Origin of the sequence: Streptomyces sp. R35, from assembly GCF_041053035.1 — a bacterium.
GTDB classification, from domain to species: domain Bacteria; phylum Actinomycetota; class Actinomycetes; order Streptomycetales; family Streptomycetaceae; genus Streptomyces; species Streptomyces lutosisoli.
This window is the reverse complement of record NZ_CP163440.1, coordinates 7,217,238-7,238,349: the sequence shown is the minus strand read 5'-3', so window position 1 is coordinate 7,238,349 and position 21,112 is coordinate 7,217,238. Positions and strand designations below refer to the sequence as shown.

21 protein-coding genes are annotated in these 21,112 nt (G+C 70.0%); 10 read left to right on the top strand and 11 right to left on the bottom strand.

Features of this window, described 5'->3' with window-relative positions; translation table 11 throughout:
- Position 1: 1 nt before the first annotated feature.
- The 4 genes from AB5J50_RS32930 to AB5J50_RS32915 all read right to left on the bottom strand — a co-directional run bounded on the left by AB5J50_RS32930 (position 2) and on the right by AB5J50_RS32915 (position 4,708).
- A complete protein-coding gene (locus AB5J50_RS32930; protein ID WP_369261892.1) occupies positions 2–1,720 on the bottom strand; it encodes an ABC transporter substrate-binding protein in 1,719 nt (572 codons plus the stop codon).
- A 212-nt stretch (positions 1,721–1,932) separates the two neighbouring features.
- Positions 1,933–2,025, bottom strand: a complete 93-nt coding sequence (locus tag AB5J50_RS32925) for an Ms4533A family Cys-rich leader peptide (RefSeq protein WP_369261890.1) — start codon at positions 2,023–2,025, stop codon at positions 1,933–1,935.
- Between the two features lie 56 nt (positions 2,026–2,081).
- Positions 2,082–3,710, bottom strand: a complete 1,629-nt coding sequence (locus AB5J50_RS32920) for a DUF3152 domain-containing protein (protein WP_369261888.1) — start codon at positions 3,708–3,710, stop codon at positions 2,082–2,084.
- Positions 3,711–3,718: 8 nt separating this feature from the next.
- A complete protein-coding gene (locus AB5J50_RS32915; RefSeq protein ID WP_369261886.1) occupies positions 3,719–4,708 on the bottom strand; it encodes an alpha/beta fold hydrolase in 990 nt (329 codons plus the stop codon).
- 158 nt (positions 4,709–4,866) lie between these two features.
- On the opposite strand from AB5J50_RS32915, the gene AB5J50_RS32910 reads away from it, so the two are divergent.
- The 4 genes from AB5J50_RS32910 (at position 4,867) to AB5J50_RS32895 (ending at position 6,913) form a co-directional block, all read left to right on the top strand.
- Positions 4,867–5,085, top strand: coding sequence for a hypothetical protein (locus AB5J50_RS32910; protein WP_369261884.1), 219 nt, complete (start codon positions 4,867–4,869; stop codon positions 5,083–5,085).
- A gap of 233 nt (positions 5,086–5,318) precedes the next feature.
- Positions 5,319–5,960: a TetR/AcrR family transcriptional regulator gene (locus AB5J50_RS32905; RefSeq protein WP_369261882.1), complete on the top strand. Its 642-nt coding sequence runs from the start codon at positions 5,319–5,321 to the stop codon at positions 5,958–5,960.
- Between the two features lie 234 nt (positions 5,961–6,194).
- Positions 6,195–6,422: a DUF3107 domain-containing protein gene (locus AB5J50_RS32900; protein ID WP_028801993.1), complete on the top strand. Its 228-nt coding sequence runs from the start codon at positions 6,195–6,197 to the stop codon at positions 6,420–6,422.
- Positions 6,423–6,643: 221 nt separating this feature from the next.
- Positions 6,644–6,913 (top strand): hypothetical protein, encoded by a 270-nt coding sequence (locus AB5J50_RS32895; protein ID WP_327431544.1) that lies wholly within the window; start codon positions 6,644–6,646, stop codon positions 6,911–6,913.
- Between the two features lie 116 nt (positions 6,914–7,029).
- On the opposite strand, the gene AB5J50_RS32890 is transcribed toward AB5J50_RS32895, so the two are convergent.
- Positions 7,030–7,800, bottom strand: coding sequence for a ferritin-like fold-containing protein (locus AB5J50_RS32890; RefSeq protein WP_327431543.1), 771 nt, complete (start codon positions 7,798–7,800; stop codon positions 7,030–7,032).
- A 465-nt stretch (positions 7,801–8,265) separates the two neighbouring features.
- Between AB5J50_RS32890 and AB5J50_RS32885 the strand changes: the two genes are divergently transcribed.
- Together AB5J50_RS32885 and AB5J50_RS32880 are read left to right on the top strand one after the other, a co-directional pair.
- The gene (locus tag AB5J50_RS32885) at positions 8,266–10,566 is read left to right on the top strand and encodes a DEAD/DEAH box helicase (RefSeq protein WP_369261879.1); all 2,301 of its coding nucleotides are present in this window, start codon (positions 8,266–8,268) and stop codon (positions 10,564–10,566) included.
- 413 nt (positions 10,567–10,979) lie between these two features.
- A complete protein-coding gene (locus tag AB5J50_RS32880) occupies positions 10,980–11,849 on the top strand; it encodes an alpha/beta fold hydrolase (RefSeq protein WP_369261878.1) in 870 nt (289 codons plus the stop codon).
- 29 nt (positions 11,850–11,878) lie between these two features.
- Here the strand turns inward: AB5J50_RS32880 and AB5J50_RS32875 are convergent, their stop codons facing one another.
- Positions 11,879–12,784 (bottom strand): NYN domain-containing protein, encoded by a 906-nt coding sequence (locus AB5J50_RS32875; protein WP_369265582.1) that lies wholly within the window; start codon positions 12,782–12,784, stop codon positions 11,879–11,881.
- Between the two features lie 216 nt (positions 12,785–13,000).
- On the opposite strand from AB5J50_RS32875, the gene AB5J50_RS32870 reads away from it, so the two are divergent.
- Positions 13,001–13,153 (top strand): hypothetical protein, encoded by a 153-nt coding sequence (locus AB5J50_RS32870; protein WP_327431539.1) that lies wholly within the window; start codon positions 13,001–13,003, stop codon positions 13,151–13,153.
- Between the two features lie 133 nt (positions 13,154–13,286).
- Here AB5J50_RS32870 and AB5J50_RS32865 read toward each other — a convergent pair whose 3' ends face one another.
- The 3 genes from AB5J50_RS32865 to AB5J50_RS32855 all read right to left on the bottom strand — a co-directional run bounded on the left by AB5J50_RS32865 (position 13,287) and on the right by AB5J50_RS32855 (position 15,787).
- Positions 13,287–13,892, bottom strand: a complete 606-nt coding sequence (locus AB5J50_RS32865) for a MarC family protein (RefSeq protein ID WP_330307146.1) — start codon at positions 13,890–13,892, stop codon at positions 13,287–13,289.
- Between the two features lie 197 nt (positions 13,893–14,089).
- Positions 14,090–14,956: a PHP domain-containing protein gene (locus tag AB5J50_RS32860; RefSeq protein ID WP_369261876.1), complete on the bottom strand. Its 867-nt coding sequence runs from the start codon at positions 14,954–14,956 to the stop codon at positions 14,090–14,092.
- Positions 14,957–15,145: 189 nt separating this feature from the next.
- Positions 15,146–15,787, bottom strand: coding sequence for a DUF6758 family protein (locus AB5J50_RS32855; protein WP_369261874.1), 642 nt, complete (start codon positions 15,785–15,787; stop codon positions 15,146–15,148).
- A 162-nt stretch (positions 15,788–15,949) separates the two neighbouring features.
- On the opposite strand from AB5J50_RS32855, the gene AB5J50_RS32850 reads away from it, so the two are divergent.
- Positions 15,950–17,260: an MFS transporter gene (locus tag AB5J50_RS32850; RefSeq protein ID WP_369261872.1), complete on the top strand. Its 1,311-nt coding sequence runs from the start codon at positions 15,950–15,952 to the stop codon at positions 17,258–17,260.
- Positions 17,261–17,289: 29 nt separating this feature from the next.
- Here AB5J50_RS32850 and AB5J50_RS32845 read toward each other — a convergent pair whose 3' ends face one another.
- Complete coding sequence (locus AB5J50_RS32845; RefSeq protein WP_369261870.1) at positions 17,290–17,874, bottom strand: suppressor of fused domain protein; 585 nt, start codon at positions 17,872–17,874, stop codon at positions 17,290–17,292.
- A gap of 563 nt (positions 17,875–18,437) precedes the next feature.
- Here AB5J50_RS32845 and AB5J50_RS32840 point away from each other — a divergent pair.
- Together AB5J50_RS32840 and AB5J50_RS32835 are read left to right on the top strand one after the other, a co-directional pair.
- On the top strand, positions 18,438–19,553 hold the full coding sequence (locus AB5J50_RS32840) for a magnesium and cobalt transport protein CorA (RefSeq protein WP_327431533.1): 1,116 nt from the start codon (positions 18,438–18,440) through the stop codon (positions 19,551–19,553).
- A 94-nt stretch (positions 19,554–19,647) separates the two neighbouring features.
- Positions 19,648–20,178 (top strand): hypothetical protein, encoded by a 531-nt coding sequence (locus AB5J50_RS32835; protein ID WP_369265581.1) that lies wholly within the window; start codon positions 19,648–19,650, stop codon positions 20,176–20,178.
- A gap of 15 nt (positions 20,179–20,193) precedes the next feature.
- Here AB5J50_RS32835 and AB5J50_RS32830 read toward each other — a convergent pair whose 3' ends face one another.
- Positions 20,194–20,952, bottom strand: coding sequence for a hypothetical protein (locus tag AB5J50_RS32830; protein WP_369261868.1), 759 nt, complete (start codon positions 20,950–20,952; stop codon positions 20,194–20,196).
- Between the last annotated feature and the right edge of the window lie 160 nt (positions 20,953–21,112).

Sequence of the window (21,112 nt, the reverse complement as noted above, 5' to 3'; positions counted from 1 at the left end):
GCTACTTCACCGCGACCTGGGAGATGTCCAGCACGCCGGTCCAGTCGCTGATCACGATGTTCTTGACGGCACTGCCGTACAGGCGCTTGTAGACCGGGTGGAACAGGGGAACGGTCAGGGCCTGCTCGCCGATCTTCTTGTCCAGTGCACCCCAGCGCTTGGCGGCCTCGTCAAGATTGGTCAACTTGTTGATCGCGTCAATCTCGGCATTGACCGACTTGTCATTGAGGAAGCCGGTGTTGAAGTTGGCGCCGTCCTTGACGATCTGCCGTCCGTCGAAGATCGGGGCCAGGAAGGGACCGCCCGAGGGCCAGTCGGCACCCCAGTGGGCGAGGAAGAAGCCCGGCTCGGTCTTGACGCTGTGGATCTTGTCCTTGTAGTCGTTGATCTCCAGGCCCTGGAGCTTGACGGTGATCCCGGCCTTCTTGAGCGCGTCCTGGATCGAGGTCGCGATCTCCGGGCTGGTCTCGAAGTCCTTGTCGTTGGAATGCGTGAGCGTGATGGTGAGCCCGTTCTGGTAACCGGCCTCCTTCAGCAGCTCCTTGGCCTTCTCCGGGTTGCCGGACTTGCCCGCCGGGAAGAGGTCGTACGGCGTGTAGCCGAAGGACTTCTGGTTCGGCAGATAGGTGGTCGCGGCCTCGGCCAGCGAGGACCCGCCGGCCGCGTTGATCACCGACGTACGGTCGATGGCGTACGAGATCGCCTGCCGCACCTTCGGATTGTTGAACGGCTTCACCTTCGGGTTGAAGGCGATGTAGTTGGTGTAGCCGAAGTGTCCGGTGCCGACGCGTGAGGCGAGTTCCTTGTCACCGGAGACCTTGGCGAGTTCGGCAGGCCCCAGGTTGGTGTCCGTCGTCACGGCCGTGGCGTCCGCTCCCTGAGACGCGGACAGCCGCTGGTTGATCACGGACGAGTCCAGACCCGACCGCACGTCGATCTTGTCCGGGTAGGCCTTCCGCTCGGCGTCGGTCGACGAGGACCAGTACGTGTTGCGCTCCAGGGTGAGCCGCTCACCGTCGTTCTCGTTCTTGACGACCTTGTACGGACCCGAGGAGACCGGGTGCTCCTCGTACTTCGTGCCGTTGTCCTTGGCCTTCGGGACGGGCGCGAACTGCGTCTGCGTAGCCAGGTAGGGGAACTCGCCCTCGGGCTTGTTGAGATGGAAGACGATGGTCAGGTCGTCCGGCGTCTCGATCGAGTCGAGGCCCTTCTTGTCCTTGTACGGGCCCTGGTAGTCGGCGCCGCCGATCAGCCAGTCCCTCAAGTAGGGGGCGCCGCCGGAGAGTTCGGCGGCGAAGGAGCGCTCGATGCCGTACTTGATGTCGGCGGAGGTGATCGCGCTGCCGTCCTCGTACTTGAGGCCCTTCTTCAGGGTGTACGTCCACACGGTCGCGTTCTTGCTCGGGCGGCCGGTGTCCGTGGCGAGGTCGGGGACGACCTCGGCGCCGGCGGCCCCGCTCTCGCGGTTGCGCGTGGTGAGCGTACGGAAGACGAGGGAGGGGACGTTGCCGCCGCCGGAGGTGTAGAGGCGCGCCGGGTCGAAGTCCTCCTGCGGGTTGGCGTTGAGGACCGTCAGCGTGCCTCCCTTCCGCGGCTTGGAGTCGCCACCGGCGCCCTTGGCATCGTTGTCCTTCGGCCCGCAGGCGGCGGCACCCGCTGCCACGACCAGGCTGACGGATGCCGCGGCCACGCGGCGCGCTATGAGGGACGGTTGACGCATCGGAAGACGACCTCTCGAATGGTGAGACGGATTGACGCAGAGTGAGACGGAAGAGAGCAGAGCTCGCCCAAGGCGTCAGGCGTCGACATCCGACCGGAGAGAGACCGATGTGATCGGCGGCAGAGACCGGCAGAATCCAGGAGAGATCCGCACGCCGGAACACGGCGAACGGACAACACGGGAGAAAGCGACGCACTCGCCAGGGGCGGGCGTCAGCAACAGTGAATATCGGCCACGCAGAGCGCGGTCACGCCGAACAGCGCCAGCTCAAGAGCGGCGCGGGCGGAGACGTGACGAGGCGACATGCGGAGAAATATGAACGAACTTTCGGCGCATGTCAACGTGACCTGTGGGGCGCCTGTCAACTCCCGGGATACGGCCAGGGGTTGGCCAGGCAGTGGATCCCGTCGTGGTCGAGGAACTTGGTCTGCTGCTGCATGACGGGGGCGAGTTCGCCGTCCTTGTCGCAGGTGACGTGCCCGTATCCGAGACGGTGGCCGACCTCGTGGTTGATCAGCATCTGCCGGTACGCGTGAATCTTGTCACCGTAGGTCTTGGAGCCCTGGGCCCAGCGGTACGCGTTGATCATGACGCGCTCGGTCGACGCCGAGTCGCACGACACGTTGTCCTCCGTCGTGTCGAGCCCCGACTTGGCGCACCAGGTGGCGGTGGTGCCCGGGCTCGCGAGCGTGATCACGAAGTCGGGCTTGCCGGAAGAGATCCGCTCGAAGGTGCGGCCGCCGTTGTGGGCCCAACTCCGGTCGTCGTTCAGGGTCTTCTGCACGGCCTGCGCGAAGAGGGCGCCGTCGAGGCCGAGGCCCTGCTCCACGTCGACGCGATAGGTGTACTTGCGACCCTTGCCCGGCGCCTTGTCGAAGCCGGGGACCGCGCCGAACTTCCCCGACCCCTTGAGCTTCGCGCCGAGCGCGTACTTCTTGCCCATCTTCTGGTCGTACGTCAGTGTCGTCGCGGCCGTCGCACTCGGCGTCCCCGACTGGGTCGGCCGGTTGTCCCCGCGCGAGGCGGAGTCGCCGGTCTCCCGGTCGCTGCCGCCTGCGGACTGCGCACGCACACCGGCGTCCTCCCGCCCAGTGGCGACCTGTCCGGCCACGACGACGGCCAGCACGGTGGTGACGGCGGCCGCCGCGATCCCGGTGAACGCCCGCCCCTTGCCGCCCTTGCCCTTCGCCGGCTCCTCGACCTCCGGCAGCGGCTTCTCGTCGGCCTCCGTGTCCCAGTCGGTGACGGAACCGTAGGGGTCGGCGCGATGCGGTGCGGTGTCGGGGAACGCCGTGTCACGGAGTGCCGTGTCGCGGCGCGCGAAGACGTCGTCGTCCTCATCGAGCTCGAAGGCGTCGACGTAGGACTGCCGGGGCCCCGGCACGGTCTCCTGGCGCTGACGAGGGATCCGGGGCCCGGGAGGCGCACCCGGGGGCGCCCCCTGAGGCACACCACCGGCCCTGAACTCGCCCCAGCCACCGCCCGGTTCACGCTGCTCGGGATGACCACCACGCACACGAGGGACGCCATGGGCGGGAGTCCCGTCGGGGAGACGGGGCACACCATGGGCCGGAGTCCCATCGGCAAAACGGGGCACCCCGTGGGCCGGAGTCCCGTCCGGGAAACGCGGCACCCCGCGCGCGGGAGTGCCATCGGCCATACGCGGGATGCCGTGCGCCGGTGTCCCGTCGGCGAAACGGGGCACCCCGTGCGCGGGAGTCCCGTCCGGGGAACGCGGCACACCATGCGCCGGTGTCCCGTCAGGAAAACGCGGCACCCCCCGAGACGGAGCCCCGCCCACCGGCGGATACGGCCCCAAGGCACCCTGCGGGCCTTGGGATCCCTGGGTGCCCTGGGCGCCCGCGGGCGGAGGCGCCGCGCGACGCGAGCGAGTGGGTTCCGGCGCCGGAGCCGCGCCCGGTGCGGGAACCCTGGGTATCTCCGAGGTGTCGGTCTTGCCGGCCCGCCCCCGACGACTGTGACGTCCCACGCGCCGCCTCAGCTCCCCGCACCGACGGCGGCCGACGAGGTCAACTCGTCGGTGTCCGCGAGGAGTTCACGGAACGCCGTGGCCACCACGTCCGGGTACTCCATCATCGCGACGTGCCCCGCCTCCGGCAGCGACAGCAGCCGGGAGTCACGGAAGGAGCGGGCCGCGCGCTGCGCCATGCGGTAGCCGACGAGCTGGTCGCGGCCGCCGTAGACGAGGAGCGTCGGCGCGAGCACCCGCTCGGCCTGGCGCCACAGTCCGTGCTGGCCGCCCAGCGTGTACGCGTCCACGAGGCCGCGCGACGAGCGCGTCATGGCGTCCCAGAAGTAGGGGAGGGCGAGCCGCCGCTCCAGCTCCTCGACCGCATCGCGGAACGCCTCGGGCGTCACCCTGTTGGGATCGCCGTAACAGAGCGCCATGACCCCGCGGACGCGCTGCTCGGCGCTCCAGTCCTTGGTGAGCCTGGTGAACAGCCGCGCCACGCCGGGCACCGAGAGCAGCGCGGTCGGCCACGCGGTGCGCTGCGCCCGGATCTCCGGCAGCGCGGGCGAGACCAGCGTGAGCGTACGGACCAGATCGGGGCGTACGGCCGCGACGCGTGTCGCGACGGCACCGCCCAGCGAGTTCCCGAAGAGGTGCACGGGTCCGCGCGAGGCCGCGTCGAGATAACGGATGACCGCGCGCGCGTGCCCCGTGACCGAGTAGTTCCCGTCGTCCGGCGGCGGCGAGTCGCCGAAGCCGGGCAGGTCGAGGGCCTCGCTGTCCACGAGCCCGTCGAGCTGCGTCATCAGGGAGGACCAGTTCTGCGAGGAACCGCCCAGGCCGTGCACGTACAACGCGGGCGGCAGTCCGGCACGCGCCGGCGGTCTCGACCGCACCGAAAGTGTGATCCCCGGCAGGCCCACCGATCTCAGCCGCTCCCCCGCCGCGACCCTGACGGCACTGGCCTTCGGCGTGACGGTGGTGGCCAGCGCGGGCGGCAGCTCGGTCGAAGACATGCGGCAATGTTACGAGACGATCACGCAGTGGTTCATGTGTTCGCCGTCACAAGTGGTGACCGGATCGCATAGCGCCTGGAACGCGCGTCTCCTAGGCTTCAGACGAGGGCACTCGTCGTACATCAGGAGCGCACTCGCACCGCTCGGGAAGAGGAGCCATGACACTCGATCCGACAGACCCCGAGACCTTCAACGACCAGTTCCGGGACATCCTCGCCACGGAGGCCCCCGAAGCCGCGGCCGCCGAGCAGGTCACCGAGCCGGACCCCGCCGACGAGGACGATCCGCAGCCCGTCGGCGATCCCTTCAACGCCAACGAGGCGGACCTCGCCGAACAGGCCAGGATCGTACGCATCAACGAGGACGACTACCGGTGATCGACGGGAACGCACACCAGTGACAAACGAGGGCGACTGCCGGTGCCGGGACGCCGCTGACCAGGGCAGTCGGGGCGGTGCCGCGCCCACCTCGCCCCGTTCACAATGGTTTGTACCCCTATCGCCCGCGTCCGGTCCGTGAAATTCTGCGCTCGCACCGCGCACACCAGGGTTACCGAAAAGTACGATGGCCGCGCGGCGCACACCGCATGTGGACAATTTTGGGAGGCGGCGTGACAGCCATCGAGCAGACAGAGGCAGCACGCCCGCGGGGCACTCGCCTGCCGCGCCGTGCCCGACGCAACCAGCTCCTCGGCGCCGCCCAGGAAGTATTCGTTGCGCAGGGGTATCACTCGGCCGCCATGGACGACATCGCCGAGCGCGCGGGCGTCAGCAAGCCGGTTCTCTACCAGCACTTCCCGGGCAAGCTCGACCTGTACCTCGCCCTGCTCGACCAGCACTGCGCGTCCCTGCTCCAGGCGGTGCGCACGGCGCTCGCCTCGACCTCCGACAACAAGCTGCGCGTCCGCGCGACGATGGACGCCTACTTCGCGTACGTCGAGGACGACGGCGGCGCCTTCCGGCTGGTCTTCGAGTCGGACCTGACCAACGAGCCCGCGGTCCGCGAGCGCGTCGACAAGGTGACGCACGAGTGCGCCGAGGCGATCTGCGACGTCATCGCGGAGGACACCGGCCTCTCGCGCGCCGAGTCGATGCTCCTCGCCTCCGGCCTCGGCGGCCTGGCCCAGGTGGTGGCCCGCTCCTGGCTGCACAGCGACCGCAGCGTCCCGCGCGACCAGGCGGTCCAGCTGCTGACCTCGCTGGCCTGGCGGGGCATCGCGGGCTTCCCGCTGCACGGCACGGACAACCACTGACGACGGTACGGATCACCACCACCGACGGCGCGGATCTCCACTGAGGACGGCGCAGATCACCGCGGACGTACGAGGGGCAGGTCACCGGCACATCGCTGACCGCCACTTTGTTCCCACCCACTGTTCGCTCCTGGCGTTCTCGGGCGGAGCGTGTACGTCCCCTCACCGGGCTAATGTGTGCTGCGTACGGCGCGTACGAACGCGCACATGACTGACCGTCGGAGGGACAAAGCCGTGGAGGTCAAGATCGGCGTGCAGCACGCGCCCCGCGAGATCGTTCTGGAGAGCGGTCAGACCCCGGAAGAGGTCGAGCGCGCGGTGTCCGAGGCACTGGCAGGCAAGTCGCAGCTGCTGAGCCTCGTGGACGACCACGGCCGCAAGGTCCTGGTTCCGGCCGACCGCCTGGCGTACGTGGAGCTCGGCGAGCCCACTCAGCGCAAGGTGGGATTCAGCGCGCTGTAGTTCGGCGAGCGGAAGCTCGAAGGGGCCCGGTGACCATGTCACCGGGCCCCTTCGCATGCCTGCCGCCCGGCCTGCCGGACGCCTGCCGCATGCCTGGCCGGATGCCGCGCTCGTACACAGATGGAGTACAGATCGAGCACAGAGGAGGATTGCATTCCGCACGTCACGGGTAAGACCGGCTACGACCGATTTGCACCGGCCGTGCGGGAGGGACCCCCACCATGTTCTTGGAAGCTCTCGGCTCCGCGATGCTCGGTCTCGCGCTCGCGTGGGCGGCGGCGTACCGCCTCCCCCACCGGCTTCCGGCCCGCAATCTGGTCCTGTCGACCGGTGTGGCCGGGGGCCTGTTCGGCGCCTTTCTGACCCACACCGCGCTGGGATCCGGCCACTTCCTGGTGATCATGCTCGGCGCGGCGGCGGTCGCCGCGGCGCTGCTGTCTCTGCTGCTCCGCCCGGCGGAGCGATTTCGCCGCCGCTCGGCGACGGCGTAGCCCGTTCCGCAAGCCCCGTGACTGAGGCGCCCCGTGACTGAGGCGCCCCATAAGGGGCGCGGGGAACGGCGCGATCAGCCCACCACAACCCGCACGTACGAACTCCCCGCGGGAGCTCAGGCCGCCAAGCCCAGCGCAGCCATCCGCTTGGTGTGCGCCTCGGTGATCCGCGAGAACATCCGGCCGACCTCCGCGAGGTCGAAGCCGTCCGCGACGCCGCCCACGAGCATCGTCGACAGGGCATCGCGGTCGGCGACCACGCGCTGCGACTGGGACAGGGCCTCGCCCATCAGACGGCGCGCCCACAGCGCGAGCCGACCGCCCACACGCGGGTCCGCGTCGATCGCGGCGCGCACCTTCTCGATGGCGAAGCCGGCGTGCCCGGTGTCGTCGAGGACCGCGAGGACGAGCCCACGGGTGTCCGAGTCGAGCCGCGCGGCGACCTCGCGGTAGAAGTCACTGGCGATGGAGTCGCCGACATACGCCTTGACGAGCCCCTCCAGCCAGTCCGAGGGGGCCGTCTGCTTGTGGAAGCCGTCGAGCGCGGCGACGAACGGCTCCATCGCCTGCGTCGGCTCCGCGCCGACCGCCGCGAGCCGGTCCCGCAGCCGCTCGAAGTGGTGGAACTCGGCCGACGCCATCTTCGCCAGCTCCGCCTTGTCGCTGAGCGTGGGCGCCAGCTTGGCGTCCTCCGCGAGCCGCTCGAACGCCGCGAGCTCGCCGTACGCGAGCGCTCCGAGCAGGTCCACGACCGCGGCGCGGTACTGGGGGTCCGCGGAAGCCGTGTCCCAGTCCTGGGCGGCGACTCCGGTGGCCGCGGGAGCGGTGTCGTCGGGGGCCTCGGCGGGGGTGTCAGCGGCGTTGTCAGGCGTCGTCATGAAGCGCACAATAGCCCGCTCACCGCAACAGGGAAGTCCCTGGTCAATCAGTGTGACGACCACTACGTGACCAAATCGGCCATCGCATATGCGCGATTCCGGGGTATGGTGGTAATGCGCCCGGCGAGTATTCGACGGGCCGCACGAATGAGGATGCCCGGTCGGTGGCCCGATCGGCTCCGACCCGACAGCCCTCCTCGTCCGTACGGCACATTGCGTACGGACGATACGGAGGGACCCTCAGCGGTACGAGCGCTCGAGCGTCGGCAGTGGTCCCATGCCACCCGGCCCGCTGGTCAAGAGCGGCCGACGTCCCCCCGGCACGGTCCCGACACGACCCCCGCGCTCGCCTCGCACCGCGCACACAGAAGAGGCAGCACCCTGACTACGACTTTCCGCGATCTCGGCATCCTTCCCGAGACGGCCGAGGCCCTTGAGGCCGTCGGCATCATCAGTCCCTTCCCCATCCAGGAGATGACGCTCCCCGTTGCCCTGTCGGGCACCGACGTCATCGGCCAGGCCAAGACCGGCACCGGCAAGACGCTGGGCTTCGGCCTTCCGCTCCTTGAGCGCGTCACCGTTCCCGCGGACGTCGAGGCGGGCCGGGCCAAGCCCGAGCAGCTCACCGACGCCCCGCAGGCCCTCGTCGTCGTCCCGACGCGCGAGCTGTGCACCCAGGTGACGAACGACCTGCTGACCGCGGGCAAGGTCCGCAACGTACGCGTTCTCGCCATTTACGGCGGCCGGGCGTACGAGCCGCAGGTCGAGGCTCTCAAGAAGGGCGTCGACGTCATCGTCGGCACCCCGGGCCGTCTGCTGGACCTCGCGGGCCAGAAGAAGCTCAACCTCAAGCACATCAAGGCACTTGTCCTCGACGAGGCCGACGAGATGCTCGACCTGGGCTTCCTGCCCGACGTCGAGAAGATCATGAACATGCTGCCGGCCCGCCGTCAGACGATGCTGTTCTCGGCGACCATGCCGGGCGCGGTCATCGGTCTCGCGCGCCGCTACATGTCGCAGCCCACGCACATCCGCGCCACCGCGCCGGACGACGAGGGCGTGACGGTCGCCAACACCGCGCAGTTCGTCTACCGCGCGCACAACATGGACAAGCCCGAGATGGTCGCCCGCATACTGCAGGCCGACGGTCGCGGACTGGCCATGGTCTTCTGCCGCACCAAGCGCACGGCGGCCGACCTCGCCGACCAGCTCCAGCAGCGCGGCTTCGCCTCCGGCGCGGTCCACGGCGACCTCGGCCAGGGCGCCCGCGAGCAGGCGCTGCGCGCCTTCCGCAACGGCAAGGTCGACGTCCTCGTCTGCACCGACGTCGCGGCCCGCGGTATCGACGTCGAGGGTGTCACCCACGTCATCAACTACCAGTCCCCCGAGGACGAGAAGACGTACCTGCACCGCATCGGCCGTACGGGCCGCGCGGGCGCCAAGGGCATCGCGATCACCCTCGTCGACTGGGACGACATCCCGCGCTGGCAGCTCATCAACAAGGCGCTGGAACTCAACTTCAACGACCCGCCGGAGACGTACTCCACGTCCCCGCACCTCTTCGAAGAGCTGAGCATTCCCGCCGGCACCAAGGGCGTCCTCCCGCGTTCCGAGCGCACCCGCGCCGGGCTCGCGGCCGAGGAGGTCGAGGACCTCGGCGAGACCGGTGGCCGTGGCGCTCCGCGCGGTCGCGGTGGCCGTTCGTCGGCTCCGTCCGCACCGTCCGCCGAGCGTGAGCGCGAGCGTGAGCGCCCGGCGCGTACGCCGCGTCGCCGCCGCCGTACGCGCAACGGGGCGCCGTTGGACGAGACGTCCGGGTCTCCGGCTCCGGAGGCGACGACCGAGTCCGCCTCCGCCGAGGGCAACGAGACCGTAGAGGCCCGTACGCCGCGGCGTCGTCGCCGTACGCGCACCGGGGCGGCGGACGCTGTCGCGAGCGCGGCGGTCGTCGAGCCGACGGTGACTCCGGTGGCCGAGGCCACGGAAGCCTCCGTGGCGACGGCCGAGGGTGTCACCGACGAGCCGGCCAAGCCGCGTCGTCGCCGGACGCGCAAGGCTGCCGAGGCCGTCGTCGAGACGGTCGAGACGGTGGCTGCCGCCCCCGTGGAGACCGCTGAGGCCGTGGTTGAGGCTCCGGCCAAGCCGCGTCGCCGTACCCGTAAGGCAGCGGAGGCCGTCGTCGAGACGGTTGAGGCTGTCGAGGCCGCTGAGGCTCCGGCCAAGCCGCGTCGTACGCGGGCCAAGGCCACGACCGCCGCCGTTGCCGCTGTGGACACCGCCGAGGCCGTCGAGGCTGAGGCCGCGGAAACCAAGCCTGTACGGCGCCGGACCCGCAAGGCCGTCGCCGCCGCCGAGCCCGCGATTCCCGCTCAGGCCGTCGCCGAGGAGGCCGAGGCCAAGCCGGTGCGTCGTCGCACCCGCAAGGCCGCCGAGGCTGTCGTCGACACGGCTGAGGGTGTCGCTGAGGCTCCGGTCAAGGCGCGGCGTACTCGTAAGGCTGCGGTGGCTGTTGCCGACGTGGCCGAGGAGGCCGCTGAGGCTCCGGTGAAGCCGCGACGTACGCGGGCCAAGGCCGCCGTCGTTGTGGACACCGCCGAGGCCGTCGAGGCTGAGGCCGCGGAAGCCAAGCCTGTACGGCGCCGGACCCGCAAGGCCGTCGCCGCCGCCGAGCCCGCGATTCCCGCTCAGGCCGTCGCCGAGGAGGCCGAGGCCAAGCCGGTGCGTCGTCGCACCCGCAAGGCTGTGGTGGCTGCCGCGGAGCCTGCGGAGAGCTGATCTCCCTGCCTGACCCTGATGGCCCGGTCCCACTTTCCGTGGGGCCGGGCCATTGGTTTTCGCCCCCGCCGCCCCTACCCGTCCCATCCCCAGGGGCTCCGCCCCTTCGACCCCGTTCGGTTGTGTTTCGGCTGCGGGTGGGTGGGGGGCTGGTCGCGCAGTTCCCCGCGCCCCTAAAGACAAAAGACCGGGGGCGGGCAGGGGGCGACGGGGCGCAGCCCCGAGCCGTTAGGGGCGCGGGGCTGCGCGACCAGCCCCCACCCACCCGCACCCGACGAACCACCCCCGTCGTTCAGGGGCGCGGGGAACGGCGCAATCTTTTGGGGGGTCTGGGGGCGAAGCCCCCAGGAACGGGATGGGACGGGTAGGGGCGGCGGGGGCGAGGAAACGCTCCGCCCTATAGCCTCTGGGACATGAGTAGGCCCCCTACCTTCGTCCCGCCCGCCGGAGTCCGTGCCCGTCGGCTGTCGACCGCCCGTGGCGAGTTCGCCGTGCTGGACGCGGAGCCGGAGGGACCGCTGAAGGGCACCGCGTTGTTGCTGCCGGGCTTCACCGGGAGCAAGGAGGACTTCATCGCGCTGCACGAACCGTTGGCGGCGGCGGGGTATCGGACGGTGGCCGTGGACGGACGCGGCCAGTTCGAGACCGAGGGGCCGAAGGACGACGAAGCGGCGTACGCGCAGGAGGAGTTGGCGCGGGACGTGCTGGCACAGGCCGCCGCGGTCGGGGCGCCCGTGCACCTCGTGGGGCACTCCCTCGGCGGCCTGATCTCCCGGGCCGCCGTGCTGATCGACCCGTCGCCCTTCCTCTCACTCACTCTGATGGCCTCGGGCCCCGCCCAGATCTCCAGCACCCAGCAGCAGCGCGTCAAGCTGCTGCGGGACGCGCTCGCCGTGATGAGCATGGCCGAGGTGTGGGACGCGATCCAGGCGATGGAGACGCCGGAGGAGACCGAGACCGGCGGACTCGACTCGGGGCTCGACGACCGCGCCGACCTGCGGCGCCGCTGGCTGGGCAACAGCCCCGCCCAGCTCATCGCCACGGGCCGCCAGCTGTGCACCGAACCCGACCGCGTCGCCGAACTGGCCGCCGTCCCGCTGCCGAAGCACGTGCTCTCCGGCGAGCACGACGACACCTGGCCGGTGGCCCTGCTGGACGAGATGGCCGTACGGCTGGAGGCCCGGCGCACGCTCGTAGCGCAAGCCGAGCACTCTCCCAACACGGATCAGCCGCTGGAGACGGCCCGCGCCTTCGCCGACTTCTGGGACGGCGTGGCCGGCTAAGCGGCTAGGCGACCAGGCAGCTCAGGCGACTAGTACTGCGCCTGCAAGTGATCCCAGAAGCCGTCCCGGAGCGCGCGGCGCAGATCCGCCTGTCCCCGCAGGGAGTACTGGAGCAGCCCCTCGGCCTCGACCAGCAGATCCTGGTCGACCGAGCCGGGGAGGTAGGGGTGCCCGGGCAGCAGTTCCACGAGCGATTCGCGGCCCCGCGCGGCCAGCCACTTCGCGGCGACCTGCGCGCCCACGAAGCGCACGTCCTCCCGTGTGGGCCGGGCCGCGGCCGTCGCGTCGTAGGAGAGGCCGGTCCGCCGTGACACGTACGGCTTGAAGAAGTCGAGGTCGAAGGTCCGCTGGCTGTCGACTTCCCAGAGCAGCGGCTCGGCCTGATTGCGGCCCTCGGGCGCCTCGATGCCCCACAGGTGGACCCGCGCCCCGTACCCCTGCGCCGCCTCGACCGCCGACACCAGGTCCTCGTCGCCGCCGAGCAGCGCGGCGTCGCTGATGGCGCGGTGCCGGGCGAGGGACTCCAGGTCGGAGCGGATGAGTGAATCGACGCCTTTTTGCTGGTTGTTGGCGTTCAGGTTGCCCAACCGGACCTTCACGTCGGGGAGTTCGGCGATCGCCTGCTGTTCCGCGGTGTGGATGCGGCGCCGTGCGCCGTCGTACCAGTAGACGCGCAGCAGCCGGCTGTCCGCGAAGATCGTGCGGGCCCGGTCGATGAGCGCCTCGATGAGGCCTTCGGTGTCCAGGTCGAAGGAGCGGCGGTCCTCCGTCCCGGCGACCAGCCGCCCCGCCGCCGCGTACAGATATCCGGCATCGACGAAGATCGCATGGGTCGAGGGCGTCTTCGCCACCTCGGCGAGCATGCGCTGCAGCAGCTCGTTCGTGCGGTCGATGCGGGCGCCGAGCGCCGCGAGGTCGTCGTTCATCACTTCCATTGTCCCGGCGGTCACGCTGCGAACACAACTGGCCCCGTTCAGTCTCCGCCACATCACTTACCAGTGGGTAATTAGGTTCTCGAAAAATTTCCTTAGCGTAGGGAATGTTTGTAACACGCACCCCGTTGAATACGACGGAAGCGGGGGCACCGACGCCTCACGCAGCCACCACCAGTAGTTCTCCTCAGGAGGATGACCAGACGAAGGGAGAAGCCCATGCGCTTCGAAATCATGCGACTCGACGATGTCGACGGTACGCCCGTGGACAGCACCGTTGTAGACGCCGCCTCCGTCAACGGGATCGTTCAGCAGGCCGCCGCCATCGGGCAGCGACTGTGGATCCGCCCGGCCGACTCGTCCGCCTCATAACACCGCGGACACATCTTCAGACTTCGGACCGACTCTGGCTTTGACTTCCAGAGTCGCACTCCGGATTCATACTTCAGAGCCCCGCACGGCTACGGATGCCGTGCGGGGCTCTGCGTGTGTACATGGGGGCCGGTCAGCTGCTCTGGATCACCTGCGTGACCCCGTTGATGATCTGCTGCACGGCGATCGCGGAGAGCATCATGCCCGCGAGGCGGGTCACCAGCACGACACCGCCGTCCTTGATGACGCGGATGATCAGCAGCGAGTAGCGCATGACCACCCACAGCACGACATGGATGGCGAGGATCGCGGTCCACACCGACACCTGGGTGGCGACCGTGTCGGCCTTCTGCACCGCCAGGATCACGGACACGATCGCGCCCGGGCCCGCGAGCAGCGGCATGCCCAGCGGTACGAGAGCGACGTTGACGTCCTTGGTCTGCTTCGGCTCGTCCGTCTTGCCGGTCAGCAGGTCGAGGGCGATCAGCAGGAGCAGCAGCCCGCCCGCGATCATCAGCGCGGGCACGGAGACATGCAGGTAGTTCAGGATCTGGTGCCCGAGCAGCCCGAAGACGACGATCACGCCACCCGCCACGCAGACGGCCTGGAAGGCCATCCGCTTCTGCACCTTGGCGGGGCGTCCGGCGGTGAGGGCGAGGAAGATCGGGGTGATCCCGGGGGGATCCATGATGACGAAAAGGGTGAGGAACAGGGAGCCGAAGACGGCGACGTCGAACACGGTGAATGGCCTTGCGGAGGGTGGTGAAAGCGGGGGTTACCGCTGTGGGCAGGCGGTCGGCGCGCGCGGCGGGACTGGACGCGGCAGAACGCGGGAGAAGCCGCGGACCATGGTGGAACATGGCGGAACGCGGCGAAACGAACGGCACGCCCCGGATCCGGGACGTGCGCGGCAGAAGTAAGTACGCGGCGGCGGTACTAGGCGCGCGGGGCTCCGCCGGCGCCCGGCACCGGGAACGCCCCGGTGGCCCGCCGGGTGATCTCCCCGTACACCTCGGGGTCCGTCGTGTACTCCCCGAGCACGCATGTCTTGCGGCTGCCGTGGTAGTCGGAGGATCCCGTGGCGAGCAGCCCCAGGTCGGCCGCGAGTCCGCGCAGCCGCGCCCGGGTGGCCGGCTCGTGGTCCATGTGGTCGACCTCGATGCCGTCGAGCCCGGCGGCGGACAGCTCCGCTATCACGGACTCCGGCACGGTCCGGCCCCGCTTGGCGGCGGCCGGGTGCGCGAAGACGGCGACGCCGCCCGCGCCCTTGATCAGCCGGATGGCCTCGAACGGGTCGGTCTCGTGCTTGGGAACGTAGGCGCGGCCGCCGTCGGCCAGCCACTCCTCGGTGAACGCGTCGGAGACGCTGTCCACGACGCCCAGCTCGACCAGCGCGGACGCGACATGCGGCCGCCCCACCGATCCGTCGCCCGCGATGCGCGCCACCTGCTCCCAGGTGATCGGCACGCCGAGTTCCTGGAGCTTGGCGATCATGCCCCGGGCGCGCGGCACGCGGTCGTCCCGCACCAGCTCGCGCTCGGCGAGCAGCGTGGGCTCCTCGGGGTCGAACAGGTAGGCCAGCATGTGCATGCTGATGCCGTCGATACGGCAGGAGAGCTCGGCGCCGGTGACGAGGGTGAGCCCCTCGGGCAGCGCGTCGATCGCCTCGGCGTATCCCCGGGTGGTGTCGTGGTCGGTCAGCGCGACGACGTCCAGACCGGCGGCGGCAGCGTTCCGCACCAGCTCGGCCGGGGTGTCCGTACCGTCGGAAGCGGTGGAGTGGGCGTGCAGATCGATGCGCACTACGCGGACTCCAGGCGGTGACGGTACGGAAGGGGACACCCAAGGATAACGGGAATTCCACGCTCCCCTGTCACACCTGAAATGACCGAGCGCCCCCTACGAACCCCCTACGAGCTCACTGTGAGCGCCCCGCACACACCCAGCACCTCCAGACACCCCACCGCCCACACCGCCCGGCCCAGCGGAGCGCTACGGCTCAAGAATCCGCGGCGACAACGCCCCGCACGGCAGCAGATCCATCTCCGCCCCCGCGTCCCGCAGATCCGTCAGCACCAGCTCGTCGTACATCAGCAGCCCGGACTGCTCGGGCCACACGACCGCCCACAGCCACAGCCCGAGCGCCTCGCCCGCGAAGACGGCGCGGTCGTCGGGGGTGTCGGCGACATGCCAGAGCGGGGTCGGACGGCCGGCCGCGAGGACCTTCGCCTGGGGCGGTTTCTCGACACTCATGTGCGGGCCGGGGTCGGGCCCGTCGAGGCCCGCGTACCGCGCGCCGAGGCCGACGCCGAGCTCTTCGGCGACGAGGATCAGCTCCCCCACGCCACCGAGCGGGCCGGGACCCGAGCAGGCGACGGCGGTCGCGCGCCCGCCGCTGCGGTCGTCACCGGCGAACGTCGCACCGGTGAACAGCCAGCCGACCGGCAGCGGCCACGGCATCCACACCGGTACCCGGGCGTGATGCACGACCACACCGAGGGCCTCGACGCTGGGCGGGATCACGGGCTGCAGTGGATGCACGGTCCCGTGCACATCGCACTGCCAGGAGTCGGCAAAGATGCCGGGAGCCCTGACCCGGCCACCACACTTCGGGCAACTGGGTTCGCCCCTCATAGGGCTCAACGGTCCTCCCCGTCCTTCGCCGCGTCAAGGACGATCACCCGTCCGGCGTGTGCCTGTCACACCTGAGAACTAGATGGCACTTGCATTAATTAGGTCGGCTAACTTATTATGTGCATACAGCAACGATCTCGTCGAGGACTGCGAGGACCACGTATGCGCACCACCCCAGGAGTCAGTACAGGAGGGCCGACCGAAGCCGACCCGTTCGAGGACGGAGCCGCCGGAGCCGGCGGCATCCTGCGTCAGCCGAAGGCCGTCTGGGCAACCGCGGGGGCGTCCGTCGTCGCCTTCATGGGCATCGGGCTCGTCGACCCGATCCTGCCGTCCATCGCCAAGGGCCTGGACGCCACACCGAGCCAGGTCTCGCTGCTCTTCACCTCGTACTTCCTGATCACCGCCGTCGCGATGCTGGTGACCGGCTTCGTCTCCAGCCGCATCGGCGGCAAGAAGACCCTGCTGCTCGGCCTGGCGCTCGTCGTGGTCTTCGCGGGGCTCGCGGGCACCTCCGGCTCGGTCGGCGAACTCGTCGGCTTCCGGGCCGGCTGGGGCCTCGGCAACGCCCTCTTCGTCTCGACCGCCCTCGCGGTCATCGTCGGCGCGGCGGCCGGCGGCAGCGCCGCGGCGATCCTGCTGTACGAGTCGGCGCTCGGCCTCGGCATGGCGTGCGGGCCGCTGCTGGGCGCGCTGCTCGGTGACGCCAGCTGGCGCTACCCGTTCTTCGGCACCGCGTTCCTGATGGCGGTCGGCTTCCTGTGCATCACGGCGTTCCTGAAGGAGCAGCCGAGGCCCGCGAAGAAGACGTCCCTGCTCGACCCGGTCAAGGCGCTCGGCCACGGCGGACTCGCCTCGGCGGCCGTCTCGTCGTTCTTCTACAACTACACGTTCTTCACCGTGCTGGCCTTCACCCCGTTCGTGCTGAACATGACCCCGTACAAGTCGGGTGCCGTGTTCTTCGCGTGGGGTGTGCTGCTGGCGGTCTTCTCGGTGCTCGTGGCCCCGCGTCTGCAAGCGCGGTTCGGCTCGCTCAAGGTGCTCGGCGGTTCGCTGGTGCTGCTCGCCGCCGATGTCCTCGTGCTCGGGTACGGCAGCCACACCACCGCCGTCGTCTGCACGATCCTGTCCGGTGCGTTCATCGGCGTGAACAACACGGTCTACACCGAGCTGGCGCTGGGCGTGTCGGACGCACCGCGCCCGGTGGCGAGCGCCGGCTACAACTTCGTGCGCTGGTTCGCCGCGGCGGCGGCCCCGTACTTCGCGCCGAAGATCGAGGAGTGGAGCAACATCCACATCCCGTTCGTGGTCGCGGCCGTCACTGCGGTGCTCGGCGCCGTGGTGGTCTTCGTACGGCGGAACGCGCTCACCCTCCCCCACTCTCGGCTGCGCTCGAGCGGGGGGACCCCCATCGCCGAGGAGCTTCAGCCCCGGCACGCCACCGAGGACAGTGTCGCCGTGTTCGCCAACTGACCCGTTCAGGCCAGGGTTCTGAGCCCGGCTCAGTCCAGGGGAACGGACTTGCGCAGTGGATCGCGCAGGTCCGTTCCGCCGTTCAGCCAGCGCTCCTGGAGGGCACCCGCGCCGTGCACGCGCTTCCACGCGGCCTCGTTGGGCGTCATCGGGAGCAGCGGCAGGAAACGTACGGGATCGGCGGGGGCGTCCAGCTCCAGGTCCTCCACCAGGCCGCCGGACTCCGCGACCAGGACGGAGGTGAACGGCGCGCCGGGCCACAGGGGTTCGCCCACGTCGAGCGAGGCACCCGAAGACACCACCAGGCCCTCGACCTGCGGGGACGCGCCGAGCACGGCGAGCGGCCTGAGCACCTTGTCGGTGTCGACGACGCCCGCGCGCACCGAGAGGATGAGCTCGGCGCGCGGACCCTTCACCGGGTCGGCGAGGACCACCGTGGGGTCCGCCATCGGCTGGGCGGACATGCCGAGCGTCGCGTAGCGGACGATGTCGCCGTCCGTGAAGCGCAACACTTCGATGCGGTCGGTGCCGAGAAAGGTGACCGCGGCCCGCGCGTCGGGTTCGCCCAGCGCGGAGCGCAAACGGGCCTCGACCAGTGGAAGAACATCAGCCATGCGCCGAGCATAGGCTGCGTCAATTCCCAAGGAGCGCACCGCACCCCGCGGTCAACAACGGGCAAAGCGGCGGCTTGACGCTTCAGTGCGCTGATAGTCTTGGCCGCTGGTCGGGGCAGCACGCAGAAGCGTCGCTCTCAAGCTCCGACGCACTGAGACTGATCTGGCTCCCCTTTGGAGGGAGACAGACTCCCCTTCGGGGGATGGCTCGTCCCTCACGGGGGACCGACCGGAGGAGGTGGGGCTGCAATGGACCGAAGTCGACCGTGCAGTACCACCCGCTCTTCCGGTCGCTGAGTTCTGTAGCTGGTTCCGCTTCTTGGGTCTTGCTGGCTACTGCCTCCCGCAAACGTGTGCATACGTGTCAGCGTTGTCCCGGTGCACCACGGAAGAGCGCTTCGTTTCCGCCTGATCTGTCTGATCTGAATCAGTAGCGAAGCTGCCACCGCGACGGTGCGGTGCTCCCCGCTTTGTGGACGTACCAAACATCCGCAGTCAGGACGTCCCCATTCCGGGTAGTTTCAACCGTCGCCGGCCGCCTCCGTTGCGAGAAGGAGCCTGCCATGTCGATGATCCGTGACCTGCGTGCCGCGGTCCGCCCCCGCCCCTCGCTGCGCAGCAAGGACAGCGGCTCGTACGACACCACCCGTGACCCCGGGACCCCGTCGGCCGTGGTCGACTGCGCCGTCTACCGGGACGGCGCCCGTGTCGAGACCCGCGAGCCGCTGACGCCGCACGAGGCGATGCGTCAGGTGCACCGCGACGGCGGCTTCGTGTGGATCGGTCTGCACGAGCCGACCGAGGCCGAATTCGCCGGTATCGCCCGGGAGTTCGGGCTGCACCCGCTGGCCGTCGAGGACGCCGTCCAGGCCCACCAGCGGCCCAAGCTGGAGCGCTACGACGACTCCCTGTTCACCGTCTTCAAGACCATCCACTACGTGGAGCACGACCAACTGACCGCCACCAGCGAGGTCGTGGAGACCGGCGAGGTCATGTGCTTCACCGGACGGGACTTCTTCATCACCGTCCGGCACGGCGGGCAGGGCTCGCTGCGGGCGCTGCGCCACCGGCTCCAGGACGACCCGGAGCTGCTCGCCAAGGGCCCCTCCGCCGTGCTGCACGCGATCGCCGACCACGTCGTCGACGGGTACATCGCGGTCGCGGACGCCGTGCAGGACGACATCGACGAGGTCGAGACCGAGGTGTTCTCGCCGGGCCGCAAGGGCACGCCGCGCGGCACCGACGCCGGTCAGATCTACCAACTCAAGCGCGAGGTACTGGAGTTCAAGCGGGCGGTGTCGCCGCTGCTGCGCCCCATGCAGCTGCTGAGCGAGCGGCCGATGCGGCTGATCGACCCCGACATCCAGAAGTACTTCCGGGACGTCGCCGACCACCTCGCCCGGGTGCAGGAGCAGGTCCTCGGCTTCGACGAGCTGCTCAACTCCATCCTCCAGGCCAACCTCGCCCAGGCCTCCGTCGCGCAGAACGAGGACATGCGCAAGATCACGTCCTGGGCCGCGATCATCGCCGTACCGACGATGGTCTGCGGCGTCTACGGCATGAACTTCAAGTACATGCCGGAGCTGCACGCGCGCTACGGATACCCGGTCGTCATGGGCATCACGGTCGGCCTCTGCCTCTCGATCCACCGCATCCTGAAGCGCAACGGCTGGCTGTGAACACGGGCTGGATAGTCTTGGCCGTATGACGGAACAGGCCAGCCCCTCGCCCGACCACCACCCCTCAACGAGCCGCTTCGCGGCGCCCCTTTTGATGGACCAGGCCCTCGTCGAGGAGGCCACGAAGAAGTCCGGGCTGATCTGGGTACGGGGCGCCGGGGAACCGACGGCCGGTACCCAGGGGCAGGAGCTGCCCTCGCGCGCCCTGTGGCACGTGTGGCACGACGGCGCGGCCTGTCTGATCGGGGACGGGCCCGGCGAGCAGCCGCTGCCAGGTCTGGTCGACGGGGGCGGCGCGGTCGTCACCGTACGCAGCAAGGACAAGGGCGGACGTCTCGTCTCCTGGTCCGCGAAGGTCGTGGAGCTGACCCCCGCCTCCCCGGAGTGGGAGGCCGCCGTCGCCGAGCTCAAGGGCAAGCGCCTGAACGCGCCCGACGGCGAGGCCATGCCCGAGCGCTGGGCCCGTGAGTGCCGGGTGCTGCGCCTGGAGCCGTCGGGCGCCATCGCCGAACTGCCCGACGGCTCGCTCGCCGAGCCGCCGCTGCCGACCCCGGCGACCACCCGGCAGCCGATCCCGGCGGCCCTGCCCCGCCTCCTCCTCAAGAAGAAGCGCAAGCGCCACTGAGACGGCCACGGCCGTCTAGGACGTGGGCAGCTGCTGGCCGTAGTCCACCGTCTCCTTCTTGCCGGGCTCCTCCAGGGCGAAGTCCTTGCCCCAGTCGGTGAGCCGGAGGGTTCCGGCGTTGCCCGCCCGGACCAGCAGGAGGGGGTACGGGGTTCCGTTCAGGGAGACGTCGAGGGAGCCGCCGGAGCCCTTGCCGGCGGTGATGCGGATGGTGCGGACGCCGGACTGCACGTGATGGCCGTCCGTGGCGAGGCTGCCATGCAGGGTCAGCAGACCGTCCAGGAGGACGTCCTTGTCGGTGAAGCCGCTGAAGCGCTTGTAGGCGGGGTCGCCCGTCGGGACCTTCACATACATGCCCTCCAGCTTCTTGGCGGCCGCGGTGTCCGCCGAGCTGTTGTCGCTCTTGCCGTCCTGGTGGGTCCAGAACTCGGCGTTGGCCTTCAGGAAAAGGTGCTTGCCGACCCGCAGCAGCCGGAAGGTCGCCCCCTTCGAGGTGACCGAGCCGGAGCCGCCGTCGGCTTTGAGGCGCATGTCGAGGGTGTACGTGGTCCCGTTGGTCACGACGGTTCCGGAGAGCCGTACCGTGTCCGCGGCCTCGGCCGCCTTCTTCGTCTTCGCCTGGATGGTGGCGGCGGGCAGCTTCCCCACCCCGTTCGTGCCCGCGTCCGGATCCTCGCTACTGCACCCCGTCAGCCCCGCCCCCGTCACGACCAGTGCGCACATCGCGCTCACCAGTGCGGCCCTGCGGGTTCGGCCCAGGGGAATTGCAGTCACAGGTGGGGCTGCCTTTCGTGCGGGGGTCCTTGGCGGCGTACGGCAGCGTACCGGTGCCGCCCGCGCCCGGCGGAGGCAGTCCGTCCGGACCGCTCACCAGGGCGTATCCGACCGGGACGGGCTAGCCTGAAGCCCACCCGAGCGGACAGGCCAGGACACG